Origin of the sequence: Streptomyces lunaelactis (genome assembly GCF_003054555.1) — a bacterium.
Lineage (GTDB): Bacteria > Actinomycetota > Actinomycetes > Streptomycetales > Streptomycetaceae > Streptomyces > Streptomyces lunaelactis.
Map to the genome: position 1 here is coordinate 1,869,370 of NZ_CP026304.1, position 19,226 is coordinate 1,888,595.

Sequence of the window (19,226 nt, forward strand, 5' to 3'; positions counted from 1 at the left end):
CCAGCAATCTGACGCAGGGTCAGCAGTCGCACCCGCAGCAGTCGCAGCAGTCCGGGCAGTCGCAGTCACGGCAGCAGCCCTCCCGCTTCTTGCGGGACCAGGGGCCCTCGTACTCCTTGGCGCAGCAGATCTGGCAGGTGCAGAAGAGACCGGTGAAGACCGCGCAGCCGGCCAGGAAGCCGCGCCGCTTGGGCTTCGGCGGTTCACCGCCGAACTGCGGAGGCAGCCAGCCGGGGCCACCGGGTCCGCCGGGCACTCCCGGGTTGCCGCCGCCGTAGGGGTTGTTCGAGCCATTCGGCCCATGGCCGCCGCCCTGGTACGGATTCCCGTGCTGGGGCGGCTGCGGCGCTCCGTACCCCTGGTGCGAACAGGTCGTCGTGCCGAAAGCACGGTCCACCGAGGTCCGCAGCTCGTGAGCGAGCAGCACATGCACCAGCTTGTCGTCGACGAAGCGGACGTCGCGCAGCGCGAGGCGTATCCCGTGCAGCGCGTCGTCGGCGAGCCTGCGCGCCTGGGTCAGGGAGGTGCCGGTCCCAGTGAGCGGGTTCCACGCACCCGACGCCGCGTCAGCTTCCCTGTCCTCCACGGCATCCAGCAGATGCGCGAGCCGCCCGAAGAGCTTGCCCGCCTCGGCCAGCGGCGCCATGTTCTCCGGCCGCCCGGCCAGTACGGCGGTGTGCGCGAAGGCTGCGGCTGTCGCCGTCTCGGTCGGTTCGGTGACCGTCAGCAACGGGGTGCCAGGACCGGCCAGCGCCTCGATCCCGGTCTGCCGGTCGACCGCGTCGAGCAGTACCGCCGTGTCGAAGCCGAGTTCCGCGCCGGTGCGGGCGCCCGCCCGGTCCCAGCCCGCGGCGACCCTGCGGGCCGCGGCAGCCACCGGCTTGCGGGCCAACACCCCGTCCCGGTCGGCGACGTGGTCCCTTACCTTCGCTGAGGCCAGCACCAGCGAGACGGCCGCCGCCAGGCGCGCGCCCTCGCCCCGGGCGACCGGCGCGGTGCGCATGGCGCGCAGCGGGCAGGGGCCCGCGGTGCGCCTCGATGCCGGGGTGCGCTCGGTCTGAGCCTCCGTCAGGACCGAGACGATCAGACCGTCGTAGTTCGTGACGACCCTGGCGAACTGGCCGTGGTCGGAGCGAAGTGCCAGACAGAGCCCGCAGAGATGGGCCATCCACTCGGTTTTCAGCCCGTCGGTGAGCCGGTGGGTGCATGGCCTGACGATTCCGAACACGACGGTCCCCCGAGAGTCGTTCAACAGTGCGTCAGGCATCGTATCGAGCCAACCGTTCACCCGTACGTCCCCACCATCACCCGTCTGGCCCGACTTTCATATTTTGGGCCCGCCACGCCCCGTACACAGGTAGAACCTTGACGAATCGCCACATCTTCTGCACCAGTACCGTCACGAATCACCTGCGCGGCGACTATCCACTTGGCGCGGGATCCGCATTATGGACGACCATAGGGATGCGGAACGACAGAAGACCGCAATGAGCGGACTGGAGCGGAAGGAGGCGTCCATGGGATCTGTGCGCAAGGCGAGCGCCTGGCTGGGACTCGTCGAGGACGGTGACGAGCGTTACTACGACGACGAGTACGCCGAGGGTGCTGAGACGGGTGACGCGTGGGTCACCGACCCCCGGGTGCGCGTGGCCTCCGAGTCCGCCCAGGAAGTGGGCCGCCGGATCGCCACGGTGTCGCCCTCCAGCTTCCGGGACGCCCGCGGTATCGGTGAGCTGTTCCGGGACGGCGTCCCGGTCATCGTGAACCTCACCTCCATGGAGCCCACCGACGCCAAGCGCGTCGTGGACTTCGCCGCCGGGCTGACCTTCGGGCTGCGCGGCTCCATCGACCGTGTTGCGACCCGGGTCTTCCTGCTGAGCCCCGCCGACACGCAGGTCGTCAGCGGGGAAGCCGCCGGCCGTCCTGCGCAGGACGGTTTCTTCAACCAGAACTGAGCAAGGCGCTCGCCAGCCGCCCGCCCGTCCGGCAGGTGGGGCCAACAGGCCGCCGGGTCACCGGGTCACCGGGTCACCGGAAGGCATCCAGGCCGGTGAGCGCCTTGCCCAGCACCAGCTGGTGCATCTCGACGGTGCCCTCGTAGGTGAGCACCGACTCGAGGTTCGTCGCATGTCGCATCACGGGGTACTCCAGCGAAATCCCGTTCGCACCGAGGATGGTGCGCGAGGTGCGGCAGATCTCGATCGCCTCCCGCACATTGTTGAGCTTCCCGAGGCTGACCTGCTCGGGGCGGAGTTTCCCCGCGTCCATGCGGCGGCCCAGATGGTGGGCGAGCAGGATCCCCTTGTGCAGTTCGACGGCCATGTCGGCGAGCTTGGCCTGGGTGAGCTGGAAGCCGCCGATCGGCCTGCCGAACTGCTCGCGCGTCTTCGAGTACTCCAGCGCCGACTCGAAGCTGGCGCGGGCCGCGCCCATCGAGCCCCAGACGATGCCGTAGCGGGCGTGCGACAGACAGCTCAGCGGGCCCTTCAGACCGGTGACGTCCGGCAGCACCGCATCGGCGGGCAGCCGCACCTCGTCCATGACCAGCTCGCTGGTCACGCTCGCGCGCAGCGACCACTTGTGCTTGATCTCGGGGGCGGAGAAGCCGGGGGCGTCCGTCGGTACGACGAAACCGCGAATGCCCCCGTCGGTCTGCGCCCAGACGACGGCGACCCCGGCCACCGAGCCATTGGTGATCCACATCTTGCGGCCGGTGAGCACCCAGTCGCCGCCGTCGCGCTTGGCGAAGGTGCGCATACCGGCCGGGTCGGAGCCGTGGTCGGGCTCGGTGAGGCCGAAGCAGCCGATGATCCCGCCCGCCGCCATGCCGGGCAGCCAGCGCTGCTTCTGCTCCTCGGAGCCGAAGCGGTGGATCGCGTACATGGCGAGCGAGCCCTGTACGGAGACGAGCGAGCGGATGCCCGAGTCGGCGGCCTCGAGCTCGAGGCAGGCCAGTCCGTACTGGACGGCGCTGGCGCCGGCGCAGCCGTACCCCGTCAGCGACATCCCGAGGGCGCCGATCGAGCCGAGCTCACGGGCCAGCCCGCGGACGTCGGGGAGCTCGCCGCGCTCGTACCAGTCGGCGATGTACGGCAGTACGCGGTCGGCGGCCCAGCTGCGGACGGTGTCGCGGATCGCGAGGTCCTCGGGTTCGAGCAGATCGTCGAGGCCGAGGGGGTCGCCGGCGTCGAAGGGCGGCAGCTTCGAGGGTGCGGACATGGCGTGGCCTCCGGTGGCGCTCACACAGCGGATCACAACAGTGGATCACCGATCACCGAAAACTAGCAGCGCTAGTTACGGCTCGGCTGACGTTACGGCTCAGTGTGCCCTGCGTCCAGACCCGGTGGCCTCGGCGGGCTCGCGGCTTGCCGGAAGCGGGACTTCGCGCCTCGGCCTGGGGCACTTCTCGACCGTCGGGCACTCCATGACCCGCGGCAGCCGCAGCGCGGCGAGCGCGCCGAGCAGCAGCAGCCCGGCGCTGACCAGGAGCGTGACATGGAGGCCGTGGACGAAGGAGTGGCGCGCGGTGTTGCGCAGCACCTCGCCGGGCGCGCCGCCCAGCCGGTCCGCCACCTGGTAGGCCTCGCCCAGCGAATGGGACGCGGCGGAGCTCGCCGATCCCGGGACGCCGCCGAGGGAGGTGAACGCGGGCGCGTAGGCGGCGTTCATGATGCTGCCGAGCAGGGCGATCCCCATGCCCGCACCCAGCTGGTAGGACGTCTCACCGATCGCGGCCGCCCCGCCGGCCTGCTCCGGCGGCGCCTCGCTGAGCATCGACTCGTACGCGGCGAAGAGCGTGGTCTGCAGTCCGAAGCCGAGGAGTACGAAGCCCGTGGTGAGCAGCCAGGGCCGGTCGTCCTGGCCCATCAGGGTCAGCAGCAGCACAGCCGCCGCGGTGAGGACGAAGCCCCAGCCGACCATCCGGCGCGGGCCGATGCGGTGCAGCGTGTGCGAGCCGGTGGCGCCGGCGGCCATCGCGGCGAAGGTCAGCGGCAGCAGCCGCAGACCCGTCTCCAGCGGGCTCAGGCCGAGGACCAGCTGGAGGTACTGGACGGCGATCAGCTCGAGGCCGACCAGCGCGAGCATGGCGAGGACGATGCAGCCGACGGAAGTGGAGAAGGTGGCGCTGGCGAACATCCGCATATCGACCAGCGGGTGCTCGCGGCGCTTCTGCCGCCGTACGAACAGGGCGAGCAGCACGCCGCCCACCAGCAGCGGGCAGGCGGTCCTGACGTCGAGCAGGCCCTCGCCGGCGCCCAGCCGCTTCACGCCGAGTACCGCGCCGAGCACACCGGCCGCCGCCATCAGCGCGCCGAGTACGTCCCAGGGGCCGTCGGCGCCGCCCCTGGACTCGGGCAGCAGCCAGCGGGCGATCGGCAGGATCAGTGCCATCAGCGGGATGTTGATCAGGAAGACCGAGCCCCACCAGAAGTGCTCGACGAGGAAGCCGCCGATTACGGGTCCGGTGGCGGCGCCGACCGCGGCGACCGCGGTCCAGATGCCGATGGCCATCGCCCGCTCCCGCCGGTCCGGGAAGACGGCCCGGAGTATGGAGAGCGTCGCAGGCATGATCATCGCGCCGCCGACGCCGAGCAGGGCGCGCGCCCCGATCAGCACCTCGGGGGTGGTGGCGAGGGCGGCGACCGCGGAGGCTGCGCCGAAGATCCCGTAACCGATCAGCAGGACACGGCGGCGTCCGACCCGGTCGCCGAGGGTGCCGAAGAGGATCAGCAGGGCGGCGCAGATGAGGGGATACGCGTCCACTATCCAGAGCAGCTCGACGCCGCTGGGGCGCAGATCCTCCGTGACGGCCGGGACGGCAACATGCAGCACGGTCGCGTCGAGCGTGACCAGTAGAAGGCTGATACAGAGGACGACAAGGACGACCCAGCGGTTGGCACCGCCGCCGACGGCACGCAGCCGTGCTCCGGCCGTGGTCGTCCCCAACATGTACCTACCTCCCAATGAGTCCCTCGCGCTCGGCGGGCCGGCCGGGGACGGTACAGAGCGGTGTCCCACTGGGGCGGCCCGGCATCGACGGGCGAGTGAGCCGTCAGAGTACGCGAGTTCAGGCCAGTGGCGCGTGGTCGATCTCTCACCTCGAAGGCCTCGCGAGTGTGGCGTACGCCACGCCGAGTCCCCTGGGCGGGCCGATCGGACCCGGGCCTGCGCCTGACCTGGGCTCCACCCCCAACTGTCCCGAGCCGCACCGAAGTCGATCTCGGGCGCTGCCGAACGAGGGGGAAATTCCATACGGGCAAGCGGTGAACTATTTCCGCGACACAGAAAGAACTCTCCCGGAGTCGACCTCCCGGAAAATAGCTCACAAGGTCACCGTGATTTCCGGATTGGTCTGGAATAGAGCGGGAGCTGAGACATAGTCCACATCACATCGTCATCACGAACGGCCGGGATCGACCTGGGCCCTCACTCACTCGCTGTAACGTCGATTGGGTGCGTACCGACATCTTTGCCCGCCTGGACCGGGAGCCGGAACCGCCGAAGATAGAGATCCCGCGGATGAGCCGCACCCGTCTCGCGCTCTTCGGCGGGACGTCGGCGTTCTATCTCGCCATCGTGGTCGCCGTACTGGTGCCGTCCTGGCTGGTGATCATCGACTGGAAGGTCATGCTCTTCCGGCCCTACCAGCAGTGGTCCGAGCTGCACGCCTTTCTCGACTACTTCGTGGTCCTCGGCCAGCGCGGCCCCACCGCCGTGATGGTCGCGGCCTGGCTCGGCTGGCGCTCCTGGCGTCAGCACACCCTCCGGCCCCTGCTGGCGCTGGGCGCCTCGCTGCTGCTGCTCAACGTGACCGTCGGCGCGGTCAAGATCGGCCTCGGGCGGCTCGGCCCCCACTACGCGACCGAGATCGGATCCGCCGAGCTCTTCGCCGGCGGCGATATATTTCCTTCCGGACATACCGCGAACGCGGTCGTGACCTGGGGAATCCTGGCGTATCTGGCCACCACTCCGCGCGCCAGGCGCTATCTGTCGGCCCTCTCGGCCGTGGTCTCCCTCGGAGTCGGACTGACCACCGTCTATCTCGGTACGCACTGGCTGAGCGATGTGCTGCTCGGCTGGGCCGCCGGGCTGCTGATCCTGCTCGCCCTGCCCTGGTGCGAGCCGCTGATCGGCCGTGCGGAAGCCTGGATCCTCTCGCTGCGCGAGCAGTGGCGTGCGCGCCGTCGGCTCGCCCCGTCCCTGCCGGTCGCCGCTGGTGGCCCGCGGCCTGCGATGTTCCCCCAGCGTGGGCCGTTGGGGGACGACGAGCAGAGCCGTGAGCCGGTGGCCGCGGGAGGCAGCAGGTCCGTGTCCACGACGCGGACCGCGACGCAGCTCGCCCAGCCGCGGCCGCATGCGGTGCGCTCCGAGCGGACGCCGCTCACTCCGTCCGGCAGCCGCCGTCCGCCGACCTCACGGCCGGTCACGGGCGGCTGACCTGGCAGAGCGCCCTGGGCCGTGCCTGACAAATAGCGCCGTCCGCCCGCAGGGCGGGGCGCGCGGCGTCCGGTGCGTGCAATCGCAAGGCGGAGGATCATCCTCGTACTGGACGTACTGGGATGACTCCGACAACGCAGCGAGTGTGCGTACAGGGCGTCGCGCGCCAGGCGGGATTTGTCAGACACGGCCCAGCCCCGACCGTCCAGGTCGGGGCCTTCGCCGTGCCCGGGTACGGGCCGGTGGTCCGGGGCGCGTACGGGGATGTCAGCCGATCCAGCAGCGGACGACGGTGCCGCCCTCCACCTCGAAGTTGAGCCGGCCCACCAGGTACTCCATGGTGATGATCGCGCCCGGCGGCAGTGATCGGACAGTGGTCCAGCCGCGCTCGCGGGCCAGCTGCTCGGCGCCCTCGGCGCCCTCGGCGGGGAGGCCGACATACGACTCGGGGGCGTCGTCGGGCTGTGCGGGAGGAGTCGGTACGGGTGCCATGACACCCACCGTAGGCGGCCTCGGACGGTGACGGAAGTCGGGGGTCCGAGCATGCGTCAACAGTCCCACGTACCTCAGCGGTCACGCTTCTGTCACAGGATCACGACACGCGTTCAGCTCAAACGCCGTCACTCGAACGAGCAGTTCAGCGTCGCCCCCACAGTAATTGCGCACGCTTTGGCGATCACGTCGAATATCCTCGCGGAATTGTCCGCGGCAGGTGTCTCCCCAGGAATTGACGGAGCGTAGGTAATTTACGGGTTCCTTACATAACCCCCCGCTCCTACGTGCGGCCTCCTGACCGAACACGCATCCCGCCGCGTACGCACCCTGTTGAAGACGACCGGACCGCGAGCATCATGTCTGCAGCCCGAAACCGGTGCGACGAAGCCCGAGCCGCGGACAGCGAGGGGGCAACGATGGGTACCGAGACCGCTGAGGCGACAGCCGAACGGGCACGGGTACAGAAGCCGGGCAGGGTGGTGGTGGACTGGCTGACCACCACGGATCACAAGAAGATCGGGCACCTGTATCTGATCACCTCGTTCATCTTCTTCCTGATCGCCGGGCTGCTCGCGCTGATGATGCGCGCCGAGCTGGCCCGCCCCGGGCTCCAGCTGATGAGCAACAACGAGTTCAACCAGGCGTTCACGCTGCACGGCACGATCATGCTGCTGCTCTTCGCCACCCCCGCCTTCGCCGGCTTCGCCAACGAGATCATGCCGCTGCAGATCGGCTCACCGGACGTGGCCTTCCCACGGCTGAACATGCTCTCGTACTGGCTGTACCTCTTCGGCGGCCTGATCGTGCTCGGCTCCCTGCTGACCCCGAGCGGACCGGCGAGCTTCGGCTGGTTCGCCTACGCCCCGCTCAACTCCCTGGAGCGCTCGCCGGGCATCGGCGCCGACATGTGGATCATGGGTCTCGCGCTCGCGGGCTTCGGCACGATCCTCGGCGCGGTCAACTTCATCACCACCATCATCGGGATGCGCGCGCCCGGCATGACGATGTTCCGGCTGCCGATCTTCACCTGGAACGTGCTCTTCACGTCGATCCTGGTGCTGTTCGCCTTCCCCGTTCTCGCGGCCGCGCTGCTCGTGCTGGAGTCGGACCGGCAGTTCGGATCGGTGGTGTTCCAGCCGGAGTCCGGCGGGGCGCTGCTGTGGCAGCACCTCTTCTGGTTCTTCGGCCATCCGGAGGTCTACATCATCGCGCTGCCGTTCTTCGGCATCGTCACCGAGATCCTCCCGGTCTTCTCCCGGAAGCCGATCTTCGGCTACCTCACGCTCGTCGCCGCGACCATGGCCATCACCGGGCTCTCGGTGGTGGTGTGGGCGCACCACATGTTCGCCACCGGCGCGGTGCTGCTGCCCTTCTTCTCCTTCTTGTCGTTCCTGATCGCGGTCCCGACCGGGGTGAAGTTCTTCAACTGGTCGGGGACGATGCTCAAGGGCTCGCTGTCCTTCGAGACACCGATGCTGTGGGCCGTCGGCTTCCTGGTGTCGTTCCTGTTCGGTGGGCTGACCGGCGTCATCCTGGCCTCGCCGCCGATGGACTTCCATGTCACCGACTCGTACTTCGTGGTGGCGCACTTCCACTACGTCGTCTTCGGCACCGTCGCCTTCGCGACCTTCGGCGGCTTCTACTTCTGGTGGCCCAAGTTCACCGGCAAGATGCTCGACGAGCGGCTCGGCAAGATCCAGTTCTGGGCACTGTTCATCGGCTTCCACACCACCTTCCTGGTCCAGCACTGGCTGGGCGCGGAGGGCATGCCACGGCGGTACGCGGACTATCTGGCGGCCGACGGCTTCACCGCGCTCAACACCATCTCCACCATCGGCTCGTTCCTGCTCGGCATCTCGACGCTGCCGTTCCTCTACAACGTCTGGAAGACCGCCAAGTACGGGAAGAAGGTCGGCATGGACGACCCCTGGGGGTTCGGGCGTTCGCTGGAGTGGGCCACGTCCTGTCCGCCGCCCCGCCACAACTTCGTGACCATCCCCCGTATCCGCTCCGAGTCGCCCGCCTTCGATCTGCACCATCCCGAGTTCGCGGCGGTGGAGGAGCTGGCACACGAACCGGACTCGATCAGTCCAGGGCCCGGGAAAGCCGGTCCCGGACTGCCCTGATGTGCTCGGTCAGCTCCGCCGGCTCGATCACCTCGAAGTCCACGCCCATGAGCATCACATGGATCACCAGCACGTCCAGGCTGGCGGCCCCGGTGCGCAGCAGACAGGTGTTCTCGTCGACCGCCTCGAGCACCCCGTCGGACGGGCCGACGATCTGGGCGGCCAGCTCGGCGGACGTATGGAGTCTGATGACCGCCTGTGCCGCGTAGGCGCGGGTGGACACACCCCTGGAGACATACGCCGCGAGGTCCTCGGCCGGCGGGGTGCGCGGGGTGAAGTGCGGTCCGTGCGGCGGCTTCGGGGTGATCCGGTCCGCCCGGAACGTACGCCAGTCGGCACGGTCCAGGTCCCAGGCGACCAGATACCAGCGCCGCTCGGTGCAGACCAGGCGGTGCGGCTCCACGCTGCGGCGGGTGGCGGAGCCGCCATGGTCGCGGTACTCGAAGCGCAGCCGCTCGCTGTCCCTGCAGGCGTTGGCCAGTTCGGTGAGCACGGAGGCGTCGACCTGTGACTGAGGTGCGCGGAACATCGATACGGTGAACGCGTTGAGCGCGCCGACCCGGCGGCGCAGCCGGTGCGGCAGCACCTGCTCCAGCTTGGCCAGGGCGCGTACGGAGGTTTCGCCGATGCCCTCGATGCCGTTGCCGGCGGCGGTGCGCAGCCCGACCGCGACGGCCACGGCCTCCTCGTCGTCGAGCAGCAGCGGCGGCAGCTCGGCCCCCGCGCCGAGCTGATAGCCACCGCCCGTGCCGGGGCTGGCGTTGACGGGATAGCCGAGCTCGCGCAGCCGGTCCACGTCGCGCCGTACGGTCCGCGGTGTGACACCGAGCCGGTCGGCCAGATCGGCCCCGGACCATTCACGGTGGGCCTGCAGCAGTGAGAGCAGACGCAGCAGTCTTGCCGAGGTCTCCAACATGGCTTCGAGTCTGCCAGCCATTGAGGACACCGACTGTCCGCAAGCCTGCGTGCCCTGAGGGACATGGCTTCGCCGCGCTGGAGGCTCCCGATCCCCTGGTCGGGGACGTCAGGGCCTCTTCAGCCCGCTTCGGTGAGGCGTAAGCAGAGGTCGTTGTCGTTGGTGTAGAAGGCCGCGGCGTGACAGGTGTCCGTGGTCAGCCTCGGGTAGACGAAGATGTCCTTCCTGTCCCAGATGTCGTCGAGGATGCGGGAGATCCGGATCGCGGGGGCGTCCGCGGCCGGGCGCAGCCACAGATCCCACACCTGCCCCTTGCCGAGCGGCTTTCCGGCCATCGGCCGGCACGGCAGGGTGAAGGCGAAGGCCCTGCCCTCGCCCGTCACCGGCACCTCGTGCACCAGTTCGCCGGAGTGGAGCCTTGCCTCCGCCACAGCTCCTCCGGCCGGCTCGGCGCCGTACAGAAGCCCCTCCACCGTCAGTGCGCCCTGCTGGGGCGCGAAGCCGATGTCGCCGGCCTCGGCGTGCGGCGCGCGCGCCCAGCAGCGCAGCGCGAGGCGGCCGCCCGCCGCAGGACAGGGGACTCGCGCGGTGATCCGGTCGGCGTGAGGGGCGCGGTCGAGGAGCGCCCGCAGATCCCGGATGCCGGGCTCCACGGCGTCACCGCCGTCCACGCCCTGCTTGCTGAGCAGCACATCCCAGTGGCCCTCGGCCAGTTCGACGGTGCTGGGCAGTACGGCGCGCGAAGAGCCGTCCCCCAGAGGGGTCAGCGGCAGCCGCACCTCGTCCGCCGCGTCCTTGCCGGAGCGCGGCTTCAGCACCAGCACCGCGTCCGGCGAAGCGGGCACCGCCAGGTCGAAGGTGATGCCGCCTGCCGAGTCCGCGATGCAGTCGGCCCGTGGTGTCCGCTGCTCGACGGCTGATGAGGTGGACGTGGTCATGAGGCTCTCTTCCTTCTCCGGATCACGTCGGCGGCCCGATCACGCAGGGAGTACGCCATGTCGTACAGCGCGCTCCGGCCTCGGTACAGCGCGTCGCGCAGTGCGCTGTGCGTGCGACCACCCTGGCGGCGCGCGACGAGCTCCGTGAACAGGGCCGCATGGCGCTGCGCGATGCGCGCCGGGTCGAAGCGGGCCGAGGCGGTGAGCGCTGCCTGTCCCGTACGGCGCCGCAGTTCGTCGTCGTCGATCAGCCCCAGCAGCGCGTCGGCGATCGCGTCCACGTCACCGACCGGGACCAGCCGGCCATCGACGCCGTCCTCGATGATCTCGCCGGGCCCGTGCGGGCAGTCGGTGGAGACGACGGGGACGCCGCAGCGCATCGCCTCGACGATGGTCATGCCGAACGATTCGCGGCTGGAGGTGACGGCGGCGATCGAGCCCTTGACCCACTCCGGTTCGAGCGGGTTGGCGGGCCCCATCAGGAAGACATGGTTGTGCAGCCCGCGCTCCGCGATCAGGGCATGGAGGGCGTTCCGCTCGTTGCCGGTCGCGTCCCCGCCGCCGTAGATCCGCAGCCGCCAGTCGGGGCGGGCCGCGACCACCTTGGAGAACGCCTTGACCAGCAGGTCGTACCGCTTGACCCCGGTCAGCCGGCCGGCCGCGACGATCCACTTGGCGGCCAGGTCGGCCGGGGCGACCTTGGGCAGGGGCACGCAGTTGGGGACGGAGTCGATCCGTACGCCGCGCAGGTTCGGCTGGGAGCGGTAGGAGCGGGCGTCCGCCTCCGTGACCGTGGTGACCGCGTCGAGGAGCGGGTAGCGGTACCCGATCTCGCGGCGCAGCCGGTGGCCGTAGCTGTCCAGCGTGAGGTGCTCCTGGCCGACGCGGACCGGGCCGCGCCTGGTCTGGCGGGCGATGTGGACGTTGAGTCCGGGCCGGGTGCCGACGACGACATCGGCCTGGAGGGAGCGCAGATGGGCGGCGATCCGGGCGTCGGTGAGGCGGCTGTACTGCTTGTGCCGGCCGTCGCCGCGCGGAAAGACCTTGGCGGGGAGCCCGTACTCCGGGCGGTGGCCGTCGTAGCCCGGGCTCGTCGTCCGCAGATCGACCAGGTGCTTCATGGTGACCCCGCAAGGGGCGCCCATCATCGGCTCGTCGCGGTGGCGGAAGACGGAGACGATCTCGACTTCGTGCTCCTCGGCCAGGGTCTGGGCGAGGTTGAACGTCGTCCGGATCGTCCCGCCGATGCCGTACGCGTTGTGGAGCAGAAAAGAGATGTGCATGTGCCGCCGTGTCCCCCAGGTCTTCCGGTGTGCAAACCGGACTGTACTGGTCTCCTAGGGTCTTTCGTTTGGATCAGGCCGGATGAGTGAGCGAGGTCTGGTGCGTGCGATCGCAAGGCGGAGGAGGGAGGCATGGCGGAGCCATGCCGACCGACGACAACGCGGCGAGCGTGCGTGCCAGGGCACGCGAGCCCGGCAAGATCCAAACGAGATGCCCTAGGGCTGATACGGGAGTTGGGGCACGGTGAAGCAGTTCCCGTTCATTTCGCCGCTCTGGGACACCCAGCCCTTTCCGTCCTGCCAGCGGGCGACCGACAGACACGTGCGCCGGGTCTTGGGCGGCTCGGCCAGTTTCTCGTACGAGACGGGGAGCAGCAGCCCGCGGGCGGTGTACGGCTCCGGACGGTTCAGGAATCTCTCGACGCACGCGCGCGTGAGCTCCGCCGCTCCGCCTCGCACGCAGGACTTGGCCGCGTCGGTGAACCACATGGCGGCAGCCCAGCCCTCCAGCTGCCACTGGGAGAGTTCGCGGCCCTTCATCGCGTCGCGGAAGCCGCGTACGGCGGGGTGGCCCGCGTCCTCGTAGTTGCGGCTGGATCCGGTCACCCACAGGGCGTTTCGGCAGGTGGGGGCGTTCTTGAAGTCCTTCGGTACCGAGGAGTTCCAGTTCTGGACGTTGGTGACCTTGGCGGTGACGCGTACGCCGGCGGCGTCCATCGCCTCGCACAGTTGGGCGTTGCCGTGCGTGTCCAGGGCGTCGAAGACCAGATCGGCGCCCTGTTGTCCGAGGTCGGCGGCGACCGCCCGGAAATTCGGCAGTGCGAAGTCGACCTGTTCGTTGACGACGCGGTAGCCCTCGGCCTTCAGTCCCTGGGTGATCAGGCGGGCGTACGCGGCGGAGGAGGCCTGGTTGTAGGAGACGACGGCGGCTGTACGGGCGCCCTGGTCGCGCTTGAAGTAGCGGTAGACCTCGGTGCCGCCGTACAGGGTGCCGTCCCAGCCGGGCTTGCCGCCGTCACGCGGGGCGAGGCTTCCGTAGATCCCGTACAGATGCGGATAGGTGTCGTACGCCGGTCCGATCGGCTGGCCGCCGATGTCGGGGACACCGGCCTTGGCGACGAGGGGTGCGCCCGCGTAGTCGAGTGCGGTGGTGGCGACGAGGGCGAAGACCTTCCTCTCGTCGATCAGCTTGTGGACGCATTCGTTGTTGCCGACGCCGCTGCCGCCGTCGTCGCAGGTGACCACCTCGATACGGCGGCCGTCGACGCCGCCCTGTGCGTTGAGCGCGTCGAAGTAGGCCTTGGCCCCCTCCCCGGGCCCGGTGAAGGCGGCACCACCGACCGGGCTGGTGGCGCTGGCGATGATGCCGATACGGATCGGTTCACCGCCGCTGCTGCGTACGGGTGACGGGCCGCCCTCGAAGTCGCTCTCCGGCAGCCGGCTGCCACAGGCGGCGATCCCGGTCGTCAGGGCCGCGAGCAGCAGCGCTTCAGCAGCCCGGCGCGGCCGCATTGCCGCTGAGCTTGACCAGGGCGCACAGGGTCTTCACAGAGACCTTCCAGGTGTCGTCCTGTAGGACCGAGGTGCCCTTGGCCCCGGGCAGCGCTGGGGTGCCGCCGACCAGCAGGTCATAGGTGACCGTGGCTTCGGTGGGCGAGGTGAACTGCACGTCCGTGACCTTGGCGGAGGACTGCGCGGCGTTCTCGTCACCGCCGAAGGCGGCGAGCAGCGGCCGCAGCAGGTTGCCGTTCTCCAGCACCTTGACCTTGTCCTCGGTCGACGCCTCGGGGTCGAAGAACGTCGTCCAGTTCGCCTCGATCTGCTGCTTGGCCGCGGCCGGGTCGGCGGGGCCGTCGGCTGCCGGGGCGCTGGTCGCCGGTGTGGTCGGGGCCGTCGCGGACGGGGTCGGTGAGGGCGTGGAGCCGCCGCCGCCGTCGTCCGAGCATCCTGCGGCCGGGACAAGTATCAAAACCGCGGCAGCCGCCCACGCCGCGGTTCTCCGGTGCCTGACATGGACCATCTGGCTCACCACCGATTCTCGGCTTCCAGCGTGTGCCGGTTCAGGGCATAGTGCAAGGAATCGGCGTTCAACACCAGAGCCGGAGGGCGCCCCGATGCCGACTTCCCGACTGCTGTGGTGGGGCGGGCTGGTGGCCGCGGCCTGTGGGGCTGTGCTGTGCGTCATCGGGTGGTACGGGGTGTCCGGCGAGCGCTTCACCGCGCGGCAGCTCCCCTATCTGGCGTCGAGCACGGTGCCGGGGGCGGCCCTGCTGGTGGCTGGTGCGGTGCTGATCGCGGCGGCGGGGCGCCACGGCGGGCCGCCGGCACCGGATGAGCCCTCGGCCGCCGGGGACGCGGCCGCGGAGGAGGTGCCGCCCTGGGACGCGCCGTCCTCGGACGGGCCGCCGCTGTGCGTGCCCGGCGGGACGCTGGCGCACCGGCCCGACTGCCCGCTGGTGGCGGGCAAGCCGGAGGCGGAGCCGGTCGGTGACCGGGAGCTCGGCCCGTGCCCCGTGTGCGAGCCCCGGATCTGACGGGTGAGCTCGCTGACGTACGACCTCACCCTCGCGGGGCTGGCGGTCGGCAGTGCGGCGGCGCTCACCGGGATCGGGCTGATCGTCACCTACCGGGCGACGGGGGTCCTCAACCTGGCGCAGGGCGCGATCGCGATGGTGTGCGCCTATGTGCTGCGGCAGTTGGTGGTGGAGTGGGGCTGGCCCCTTCCGCTCGGCGCGGCGGTGACCCTGCTGCTGGTGGCCCCGGGGATCGGGCTGCTCCTCGACCGGCTTGTCTTCCGGCCGATCGCGGTGAGGGACGTGGACCCCGCGCGCGCCCTGGTCGCCTCGATCGGGGTGTTCGTACTGCTCGTCGGGGGTGCGGCGCTGCTGTGGGGCAGCGGGGCGCGGTCGGACGCGCCGGAGCTGCTGCCGGACGACCCGTGGGCGCAGCTGACCGCTGTGGCTCTGCTGGCCGCGCTGGTCACGGTGGTCACCCGGTGGACCAGGTTCGGCCGGGAGGTGCGCGCGGTCGTCGACAACCGCGCGCTCGCGGCGCTGGGCGGGATCGACGCGGACCGGGTGTCGGCGGTGGGCTGGGCGTTCGGCTCGTTCACGGCCGGTCTGACGGGTGTGCTGCTCGCGCCGTACGTACGCCTCGATCCGTACGGGCTGCCGCTCCTGGTCGTGGAGGTGATCGCGGTCGCGGTGGTGGCGCGGATGCGGAGCCTGCCGGTGGCGGTGGGCACGGCGCTGGCGATCGGCGTGGCCCAGGCCCAGCTGACGCGCCTTCATCCCTCGGGATGGGGCGAGCCGCTGCTGCAGGCGGTGAGCGCGAACCTCTTCGTGGTGGCGCTGCTGATCGCGGCGCTGGTGCTGCCGGGGGTGGGCTCGCGGGGCACTCTCACGCGTCCCGCGGCGCCGGCCGTACGCATCCCCGGCGTCGTCTGGCTGGTCGCCGCGATCCTGTTCCTGCTCCCCCTCGGCTTCGCGGGCTCGGACCTGCACACCTCGGTCCAGGTCCCGGCGCTGGCCGTGATCCTGCTGTCGCTTGTGGTGGTGACGGGCCGGGGCGGCCAGATCTCGCTGGGCCAGGCGGCGTACGCGGGTCTGGGCGCGCTCTTCACAGCTCTGCTGGCGGCCGGGCGCTTCCCGGGGCTGCCTCGGCTCCCCGAGCTGCTCGCCCTGGTCGTCGCGGCGGCGCTGGTCGCGCCGCTGGGTGTGCTGACGGGCTGGCCGGCGATCCGCCGCCACGGTCTCGCGCTGGCGCTCGCCACGCTGGCGGTGGGGGTGGGGGTGAGCCGCTTCGTCTTCGCGCAGCCGTACGCGACGGCGGGCCTGTCACTGTCGCGTCCCGCGGGCCTCTCGTCCGACCGCGCGTTCTACGTCGTCGAGTTGGCGGTCCTGGCGGGTGCGCTGCTCGCGGTGTCGGCGCTGCGCCGGGGCCGGACCGGCCGCGCCCTCGCGGCCCTGCGCGACCACGAGCCGGGCGCGTCCGCGGCGGGCGTCCCGGTCCCCGCGCTCAAACTCCTGGCCTTCGTCACGGGCGCGGCCCTCGCGGCCCTGGGCGGCGGCCTCCTCGGTATGGGCCTGCGCGCCTTCGACCCGTCGGCGTACGACCCGGTGCGCGGCCTCCTCTGGTTCGCGGCGGTCGTGGTCCTGGGCGCGGACAACCTCCTGGGCCCCCTGGCCGCGGCGGCGCTCCTGGTGGGCCTGGACGCGGGCGCCCGGGGCGGTGTCGCGGCGGCGCTGATCGGCCTGATGGCCATCCTGATCGGCCGCTTCCCGGACGGCCCACGGTGGGTGCTGCGGCGGGTGGGGCTGACGGCGGCGGGGGCTCGTACGCCGTCCGGCGGCGGGGTGGGGGCGGAGATGCGCTCACCGGATACGCGCAGGCGCCGGACCGGGGGGAACCGGCCCGCCGGCCCCGTACCCGGCGCACACACCCTCAGCGCCCACAACGTGCGGCTCCAGTACGGGCACTACACCGCCCTCGACGGGGTTGACATCGTCCTTCCCGCCGGACAGGTCACCGCACTCATCGGGGCCAACGGGGCCGGGAAGAGCACCCTCTTCCACTGCCTCTGCGGCACCCTCCGGCCCCGTTCCGGGCGCGTCGAGCTCGACGGGGTCGACATCACCCGGCGTGCCGCCCACACACGCACCAGGCTCGGGATCGCCAGGACGTTCCAGCAGCTGGCCGTCTTCCCCTCGCTGACCGTCGAGGAGAACGTGAGGATCGGCGCCGAGCAGGGCCGTCGGCGCGACCCCGCCGCCGTCGGGCCCGTGCTGCGGCTGCTGGGGCTGGACGGGCCCGTACGGCACCGGCCCGCCGCCGGGCTGGCCACCGGGACGCTGCGCCGCGTCGAGTTGGGGCGCGCGCTCGCCGGGGGGCCGCACACGCTGCTGCTCGACGAGCCCGCGGCCGGGCTCGACACCGTGGAGGCCGAGGCCCTGGCCCGCATCCTGGAGGCACTCGCCGCGGACGGGATGGCCGTGCTCGTGGTCGAGCACGATCTGGATCTCGTCGCGCGCATCGCGCACACCGTGCATGTCATGGAGGCGGGGCGGATCGTGCGATGACCGTCGAGATCGAGCTGCGCGGCGCCCGCGTACGGTACGGACCCCTCGAGGCCCTGCACGGCATCCGCCTCCCCGTCCCCGCCCGCACCCTGACCGTCCTGACCGGCCGCAACGGCTCCGGCCGCACCACCGCGCTGCGTGCCCTCGCCGGGACCGTGCCGCTCGCCGCCGGGCAGGTGGTGTGGCGCGGCGCCGACGTCACCGCTCTCCACGCCGATGAACGAGCGCGCCGCGGGCTCTGCTTCGTACCGGATCTGCGCGCGGTGTACGACAGCCTCACCGTCGCCGAGAACCTGGAACTGGCCGCATCGGAAGGAGACTTCGGACCGGCGCTGGAGGGGTATCCGGCCCTTGGTCCGCTCCTGGGGCGCCGCGCCGGCACCCTGTCCGGCGGCGAGCAGCGGATGCTCGCGGTCTCCCGTGCGCTGCTCTCGCCCGCCCGCGTGGTCCTCGTCGACGAGCCCGCGCAGGGCATGTCGCCGCCTGTCGCGGCCCGTACCTATGAGCTGTTGCGCGCACTCGACGCGGCCGTCGTGATCGCGGAACAGCGCCTGCCGCCCGGCGTGCGCAGCGGCCAAAGGCCCGTCGTCGTGCATGAACTGCGTCGCGGCTCCCTCGTGTTCAGCGGAGAGCCCGCCGAGCTGCCCCCGCCGCAGGAGCCGGCATCGAGCCCACGCTGAGCCCGTACCTCCTGGGACACTCTGGGCATCGGGTCACGCTGGGCAGCCCCGCCCGGTCGGACGACCGGGCGGGGCTGGGGTCGAACACCTCGAGCACCTCGAGCACCTCGAATCAGCGAGCGGATCAGAGCGCGAGGCGCTGCCCGGGCACGATGAGGTTCGGATCACCGCCGATGACGGCCTTGTTGGCGGCGTACAGGGCGCGCCAGTCCGCGCCGTGCGCCGAGGCGATCCCGCTCAGGGTGTCGCCGCGCTTGACGGTGTAGTCGCCGCGGGTGCTACCGCGGTCGGCGTGGCCCGATGCCCGCTCCGGCGCCTTTGCCTGAGCCTTTGCCTTGGGTGCGGCGGCCTTGGGTGCGGCAGCCTTGGGCGTGACCTTCACCTTTGCCTTTGCCTTGGGTGCTGCGGCCTTGGGTGCCGCCGGTGCGCTCCCGTTCGCCCCGGCCCGCGCCGAGCACGTGGGCCACGCCCCCCAGCCCTGCGCCCGCTGCACCTTCGCGGCGACAGCGATCTGCTGCCCCTTGCTCGCCCTGTCGGCGGTGGACGCGTACGCCCCGCCGCCGTAGGCCCGCCAGGTCCCGGCGGAGAACTGCAGCCCGCCGTAGTAGCCGTTGCCTGTGTTGATGTGCCAGTTTCCGCCGCTCTCGCACGCTGCGATGCGGTCCCATACCCCTCCGTCCGCCGCCCGGGCCTCGCCCGTGGTCGCGGCGAGCAGTGCCAGCGGTGCCACCAGTGCGGCACCTACGAGCGCTGCCGTGTCACGCCTGCGTATGGAACGGGAACTCGTGAACATCAAATCCCTCTCGAAGGACCCGGGGTCCCTCCGGGCGGTGCGGACTCCGGCGCATCCGGCGCCTCGGGTCCGCTCCGCCTCGCCCGCCTGAGGTCGTCGTGCCGTGCTGCTGCTGCGCCGTACTGGCTGTACGGCCGGCGGGCGGTCCCGGGCGGTGCTCTCTGCACACGTCGAAGGAATCTAGGCAGGTGAACCCGGTGACACCAACCAATCCCCTGTCATTCCAGGCCAGTTGCCCGTTACCTGCGGTATCGGCGATGTCCGGCCACCCACTTGATTCGCTGATTTCATGATTTGTCGACCTGACGCCGAGTCGATCTGTGACTCGGTTCACCACCTCAACTTCCGTGCACTCAGCAGCTATTGACGCGGAGTAACCGGTTCCGCCCGCCGTCTCACCGCTTGCGCCGGATGGTTCGATTCCGTTCCCTTTCGCGCGTGACTCCCGCCACAGATCACCCGTTGAGTCTTTACGAGCC

The 19,226-nt window shown here is 70.9% G+C and carries 15 protein-coding genes and 1 pseudogene; 6 read left to right on the forward strand and 10 right to left on the reverse strand.

Features of this window, described 5'->3' with window-relative positions; translation table 11 throughout:
* Positions 1-19 precede the first annotated feature (19 nt).
* Positions 20-1,228: a DUF5685 family protein gene (locus SLUN_RS08310; protein WP_175313605.1), complete on the reverse strand. Its 1,209-nt coding sequence runs from the start codon at positions 1,226-1,228 to the stop codon at positions 20-22.
* A gap of 289 nt (positions 1,229-1,517) precedes the next feature.
* Between SLUN_RS08310 and SLUN_RS08315 the strand changes: the two genes are divergently transcribed.
* Positions 1,518-1,955, forward strand: coding sequence for a cell division protein SepF (locus tag SLUN_RS08315; protein ID WP_108154598.1), 438 nt, complete (start codon positions 1,518-1,520; stop codon positions 1,953-1,955).
* A 73-nt stretch (positions 1,956-2,028) separates the two neighbouring features.
* Here SLUN_RS08315 and SLUN_RS08320 read toward each other — a convergent pair whose 3' ends face one another.
* Entirely contained in the window at positions 2,029-3,219 is a 1,191-nt protein-coding gene (locus SLUN_RS08320; protein WP_108147877.1) for an acyl-CoA dehydrogenase family protein, read from the reverse strand.
* 99 nt (positions 3,220-3,318) lie between these two features.
* Positions 3,319-4,950 (reverse strand): MFS transporter, encoded by a 1,632-nt coding sequence (locus SLUN_RS08325; RefSeq protein ID WP_108147878.1) that lies wholly within the window; start codon positions 4,948-4,950, stop codon positions 3,319-3,321.
* Between the two features lie 504 nt (positions 4,951-5,454).
* On the opposite strand from SLUN_RS08325, the gene SLUN_RS08330 reads away from it, so the two are divergent.
* Entirely contained in the window at positions 5,455-6,438 is a 984-nt protein-coding gene (locus SLUN_RS08330; RefSeq protein WP_108147879.1) for a phosphatase PAP2 family protein, read from the forward strand.
* Positions 6,439-6,705: 267 nt separating this feature from the next.
* Here the strand turns inward: SLUN_RS08330 and SLUN_RS08335 are convergent, their stop codons facing one another.
* Positions 6,706-6,930: an I78 family peptidase inhibitor gene (locus SLUN_RS08335; RefSeq protein WP_108147880.1), complete on the reverse strand. Its 225-nt coding sequence runs from the start codon at positions 6,928-6,930 to the stop codon at positions 6,706-6,708.
* Between the two features lie 419 nt (positions 6,931-7,349).
* Here SLUN_RS08335 and ctaD point away from each other — a divergent pair, with 419 nt between their 5' ends.
* The gene (ctaD, locus tag SLUN_RS08340; protein ID WP_108147881.1) at positions 7,350-9,059 is read left to right on the forward strand and encodes an aa3-type cytochrome oxidase subunit I; all 1,710 of its coding nucleotides are present in this window, start codon (positions 7,350-7,352) and stop codon (positions 9,057-9,059) included.
* Here the strand turns inward: ctaD and SLUN_RS08345 are convergent.
* The 5 genes and pseudogenes from SLUN_RS08345 to SLUN_RS08370 all read right to left on the reverse strand — a co-directional run.
* Positions 9,022-9,975: pseudogene (locus SLUN_RS08345) on the reverse strand (helix-turn-helix transcriptional regulator); the annotation flags it as partial. The gene ctaD and the pseudogene SLUN_RS08345 sit on opposite strands and share 38 nt — an antisense overlap.
* A gap of 119 nt (positions 9,976-10,094) precedes the next feature.
* Positions 10,095-10,913: a hypothetical protein gene (locus SLUN_RS39385; protein ID WP_159100214.1), complete on the reverse strand. Its 819-nt coding sequence runs from the start codon at positions 10,911-10,913 to the stop codon at positions 10,095-10,097.
* Positions 10,910-12,196: a glycosyltransferase family 4 protein gene (locus tag SLUN_RS08360; RefSeq protein WP_108147885.1), complete on the reverse strand. Its 1,287-nt coding sequence runs from the start codon at positions 12,194-12,196 to the stop codon at positions 10,910-10,912. Before SLUN_RS08360 ends, SLUN_RS39385 begins: the two co-directional genes overlap by 4 nt.
* Positions 12,197-12,412: 216 nt before the next feature.
* Complete coding sequence (locus SLUN_RS08365) at positions 12,413-13,708, reverse strand: ABC transporter substrate-binding protein (RefSeq protein ID WP_108147886.1); 1,296 nt, start codon at positions 13,706-13,708, stop codon at positions 12,413-12,415.
* The gene (locus SLUN_RS08370; RefSeq protein ID WP_108154599.1) at positions 13,686-14,216 is read right to left on the reverse strand and encodes an MTB12 C-terminal domain-containing protein; all 531 of its coding nucleotides are present in this window, start codon (positions 14,214-14,216) and stop codon (positions 13,686-13,688) included. The genes SLUN_RS08365 and SLUN_RS08370 overlap by 23 nt, the downstream gene beginning before the upstream one ends.
* A 94-nt stretch (positions 14,217-14,310) precedes the next feature.
* Between SLUN_RS08370 and SLUN_RS08375 the strand changes: the two genes are divergently transcribed.
* The 3 genes from SLUN_RS08375 to SLUN_RS08385 are packed head-to-tail and all read left to right on the forward strand — an operon-like array spanning position 14,311 to position 17,954.
* Positions 14,311-14,730 (forward strand): hypothetical protein, encoded by a 420-nt coding sequence (locus SLUN_RS08375; RefSeq protein WP_108147887.1) that lies wholly within the window; start codon positions 14,311-14,313, stop codon positions 14,728-14,730.
* Positions 14,731-14,733: 3 nt separating this feature from the next.
* Positions 14,734-17,274 carry an ABC transporter permease subunit gene (locus SLUN_RS08380; RefSeq protein ID WP_108147888.1) on the forward strand — a complete coding sequence of 847 codons (2,541 nt, stop codon included), beginning with the start codon at positions 14,734-14,736 and terminating at the stop codon, positions 17,272-17,274.
* Positions 17,271-17,954: an ATP-binding cassette domain-containing protein gene (locus SLUN_RS08385; RefSeq protein WP_108147889.1), complete on the forward strand. Its 684-nt coding sequence runs from the start codon at positions 17,271-17,273 to the stop codon at positions 17,952-17,954. Before SLUN_RS08380 ends, SLUN_RS08385 begins: the two co-directional genes overlap by 4 nt.
* Positions 17,955-18,078: 124 nt before the next feature.
* On the opposite strand, the gene SLUN_RS08390 is transcribed toward SLUN_RS08385, so the two are convergent.
* Positions 18,079-18,747: a LysM peptidoglycan-binding domain-containing protein gene (locus SLUN_RS08390; protein WP_108147890.1), complete on the reverse strand. Its 669-nt coding sequence runs from the start codon at positions 18,745-18,747 to the stop codon at positions 18,079-18,081.
* Between the last annotated feature and the right edge of the window lie 479 nt (positions 18,748-19,226).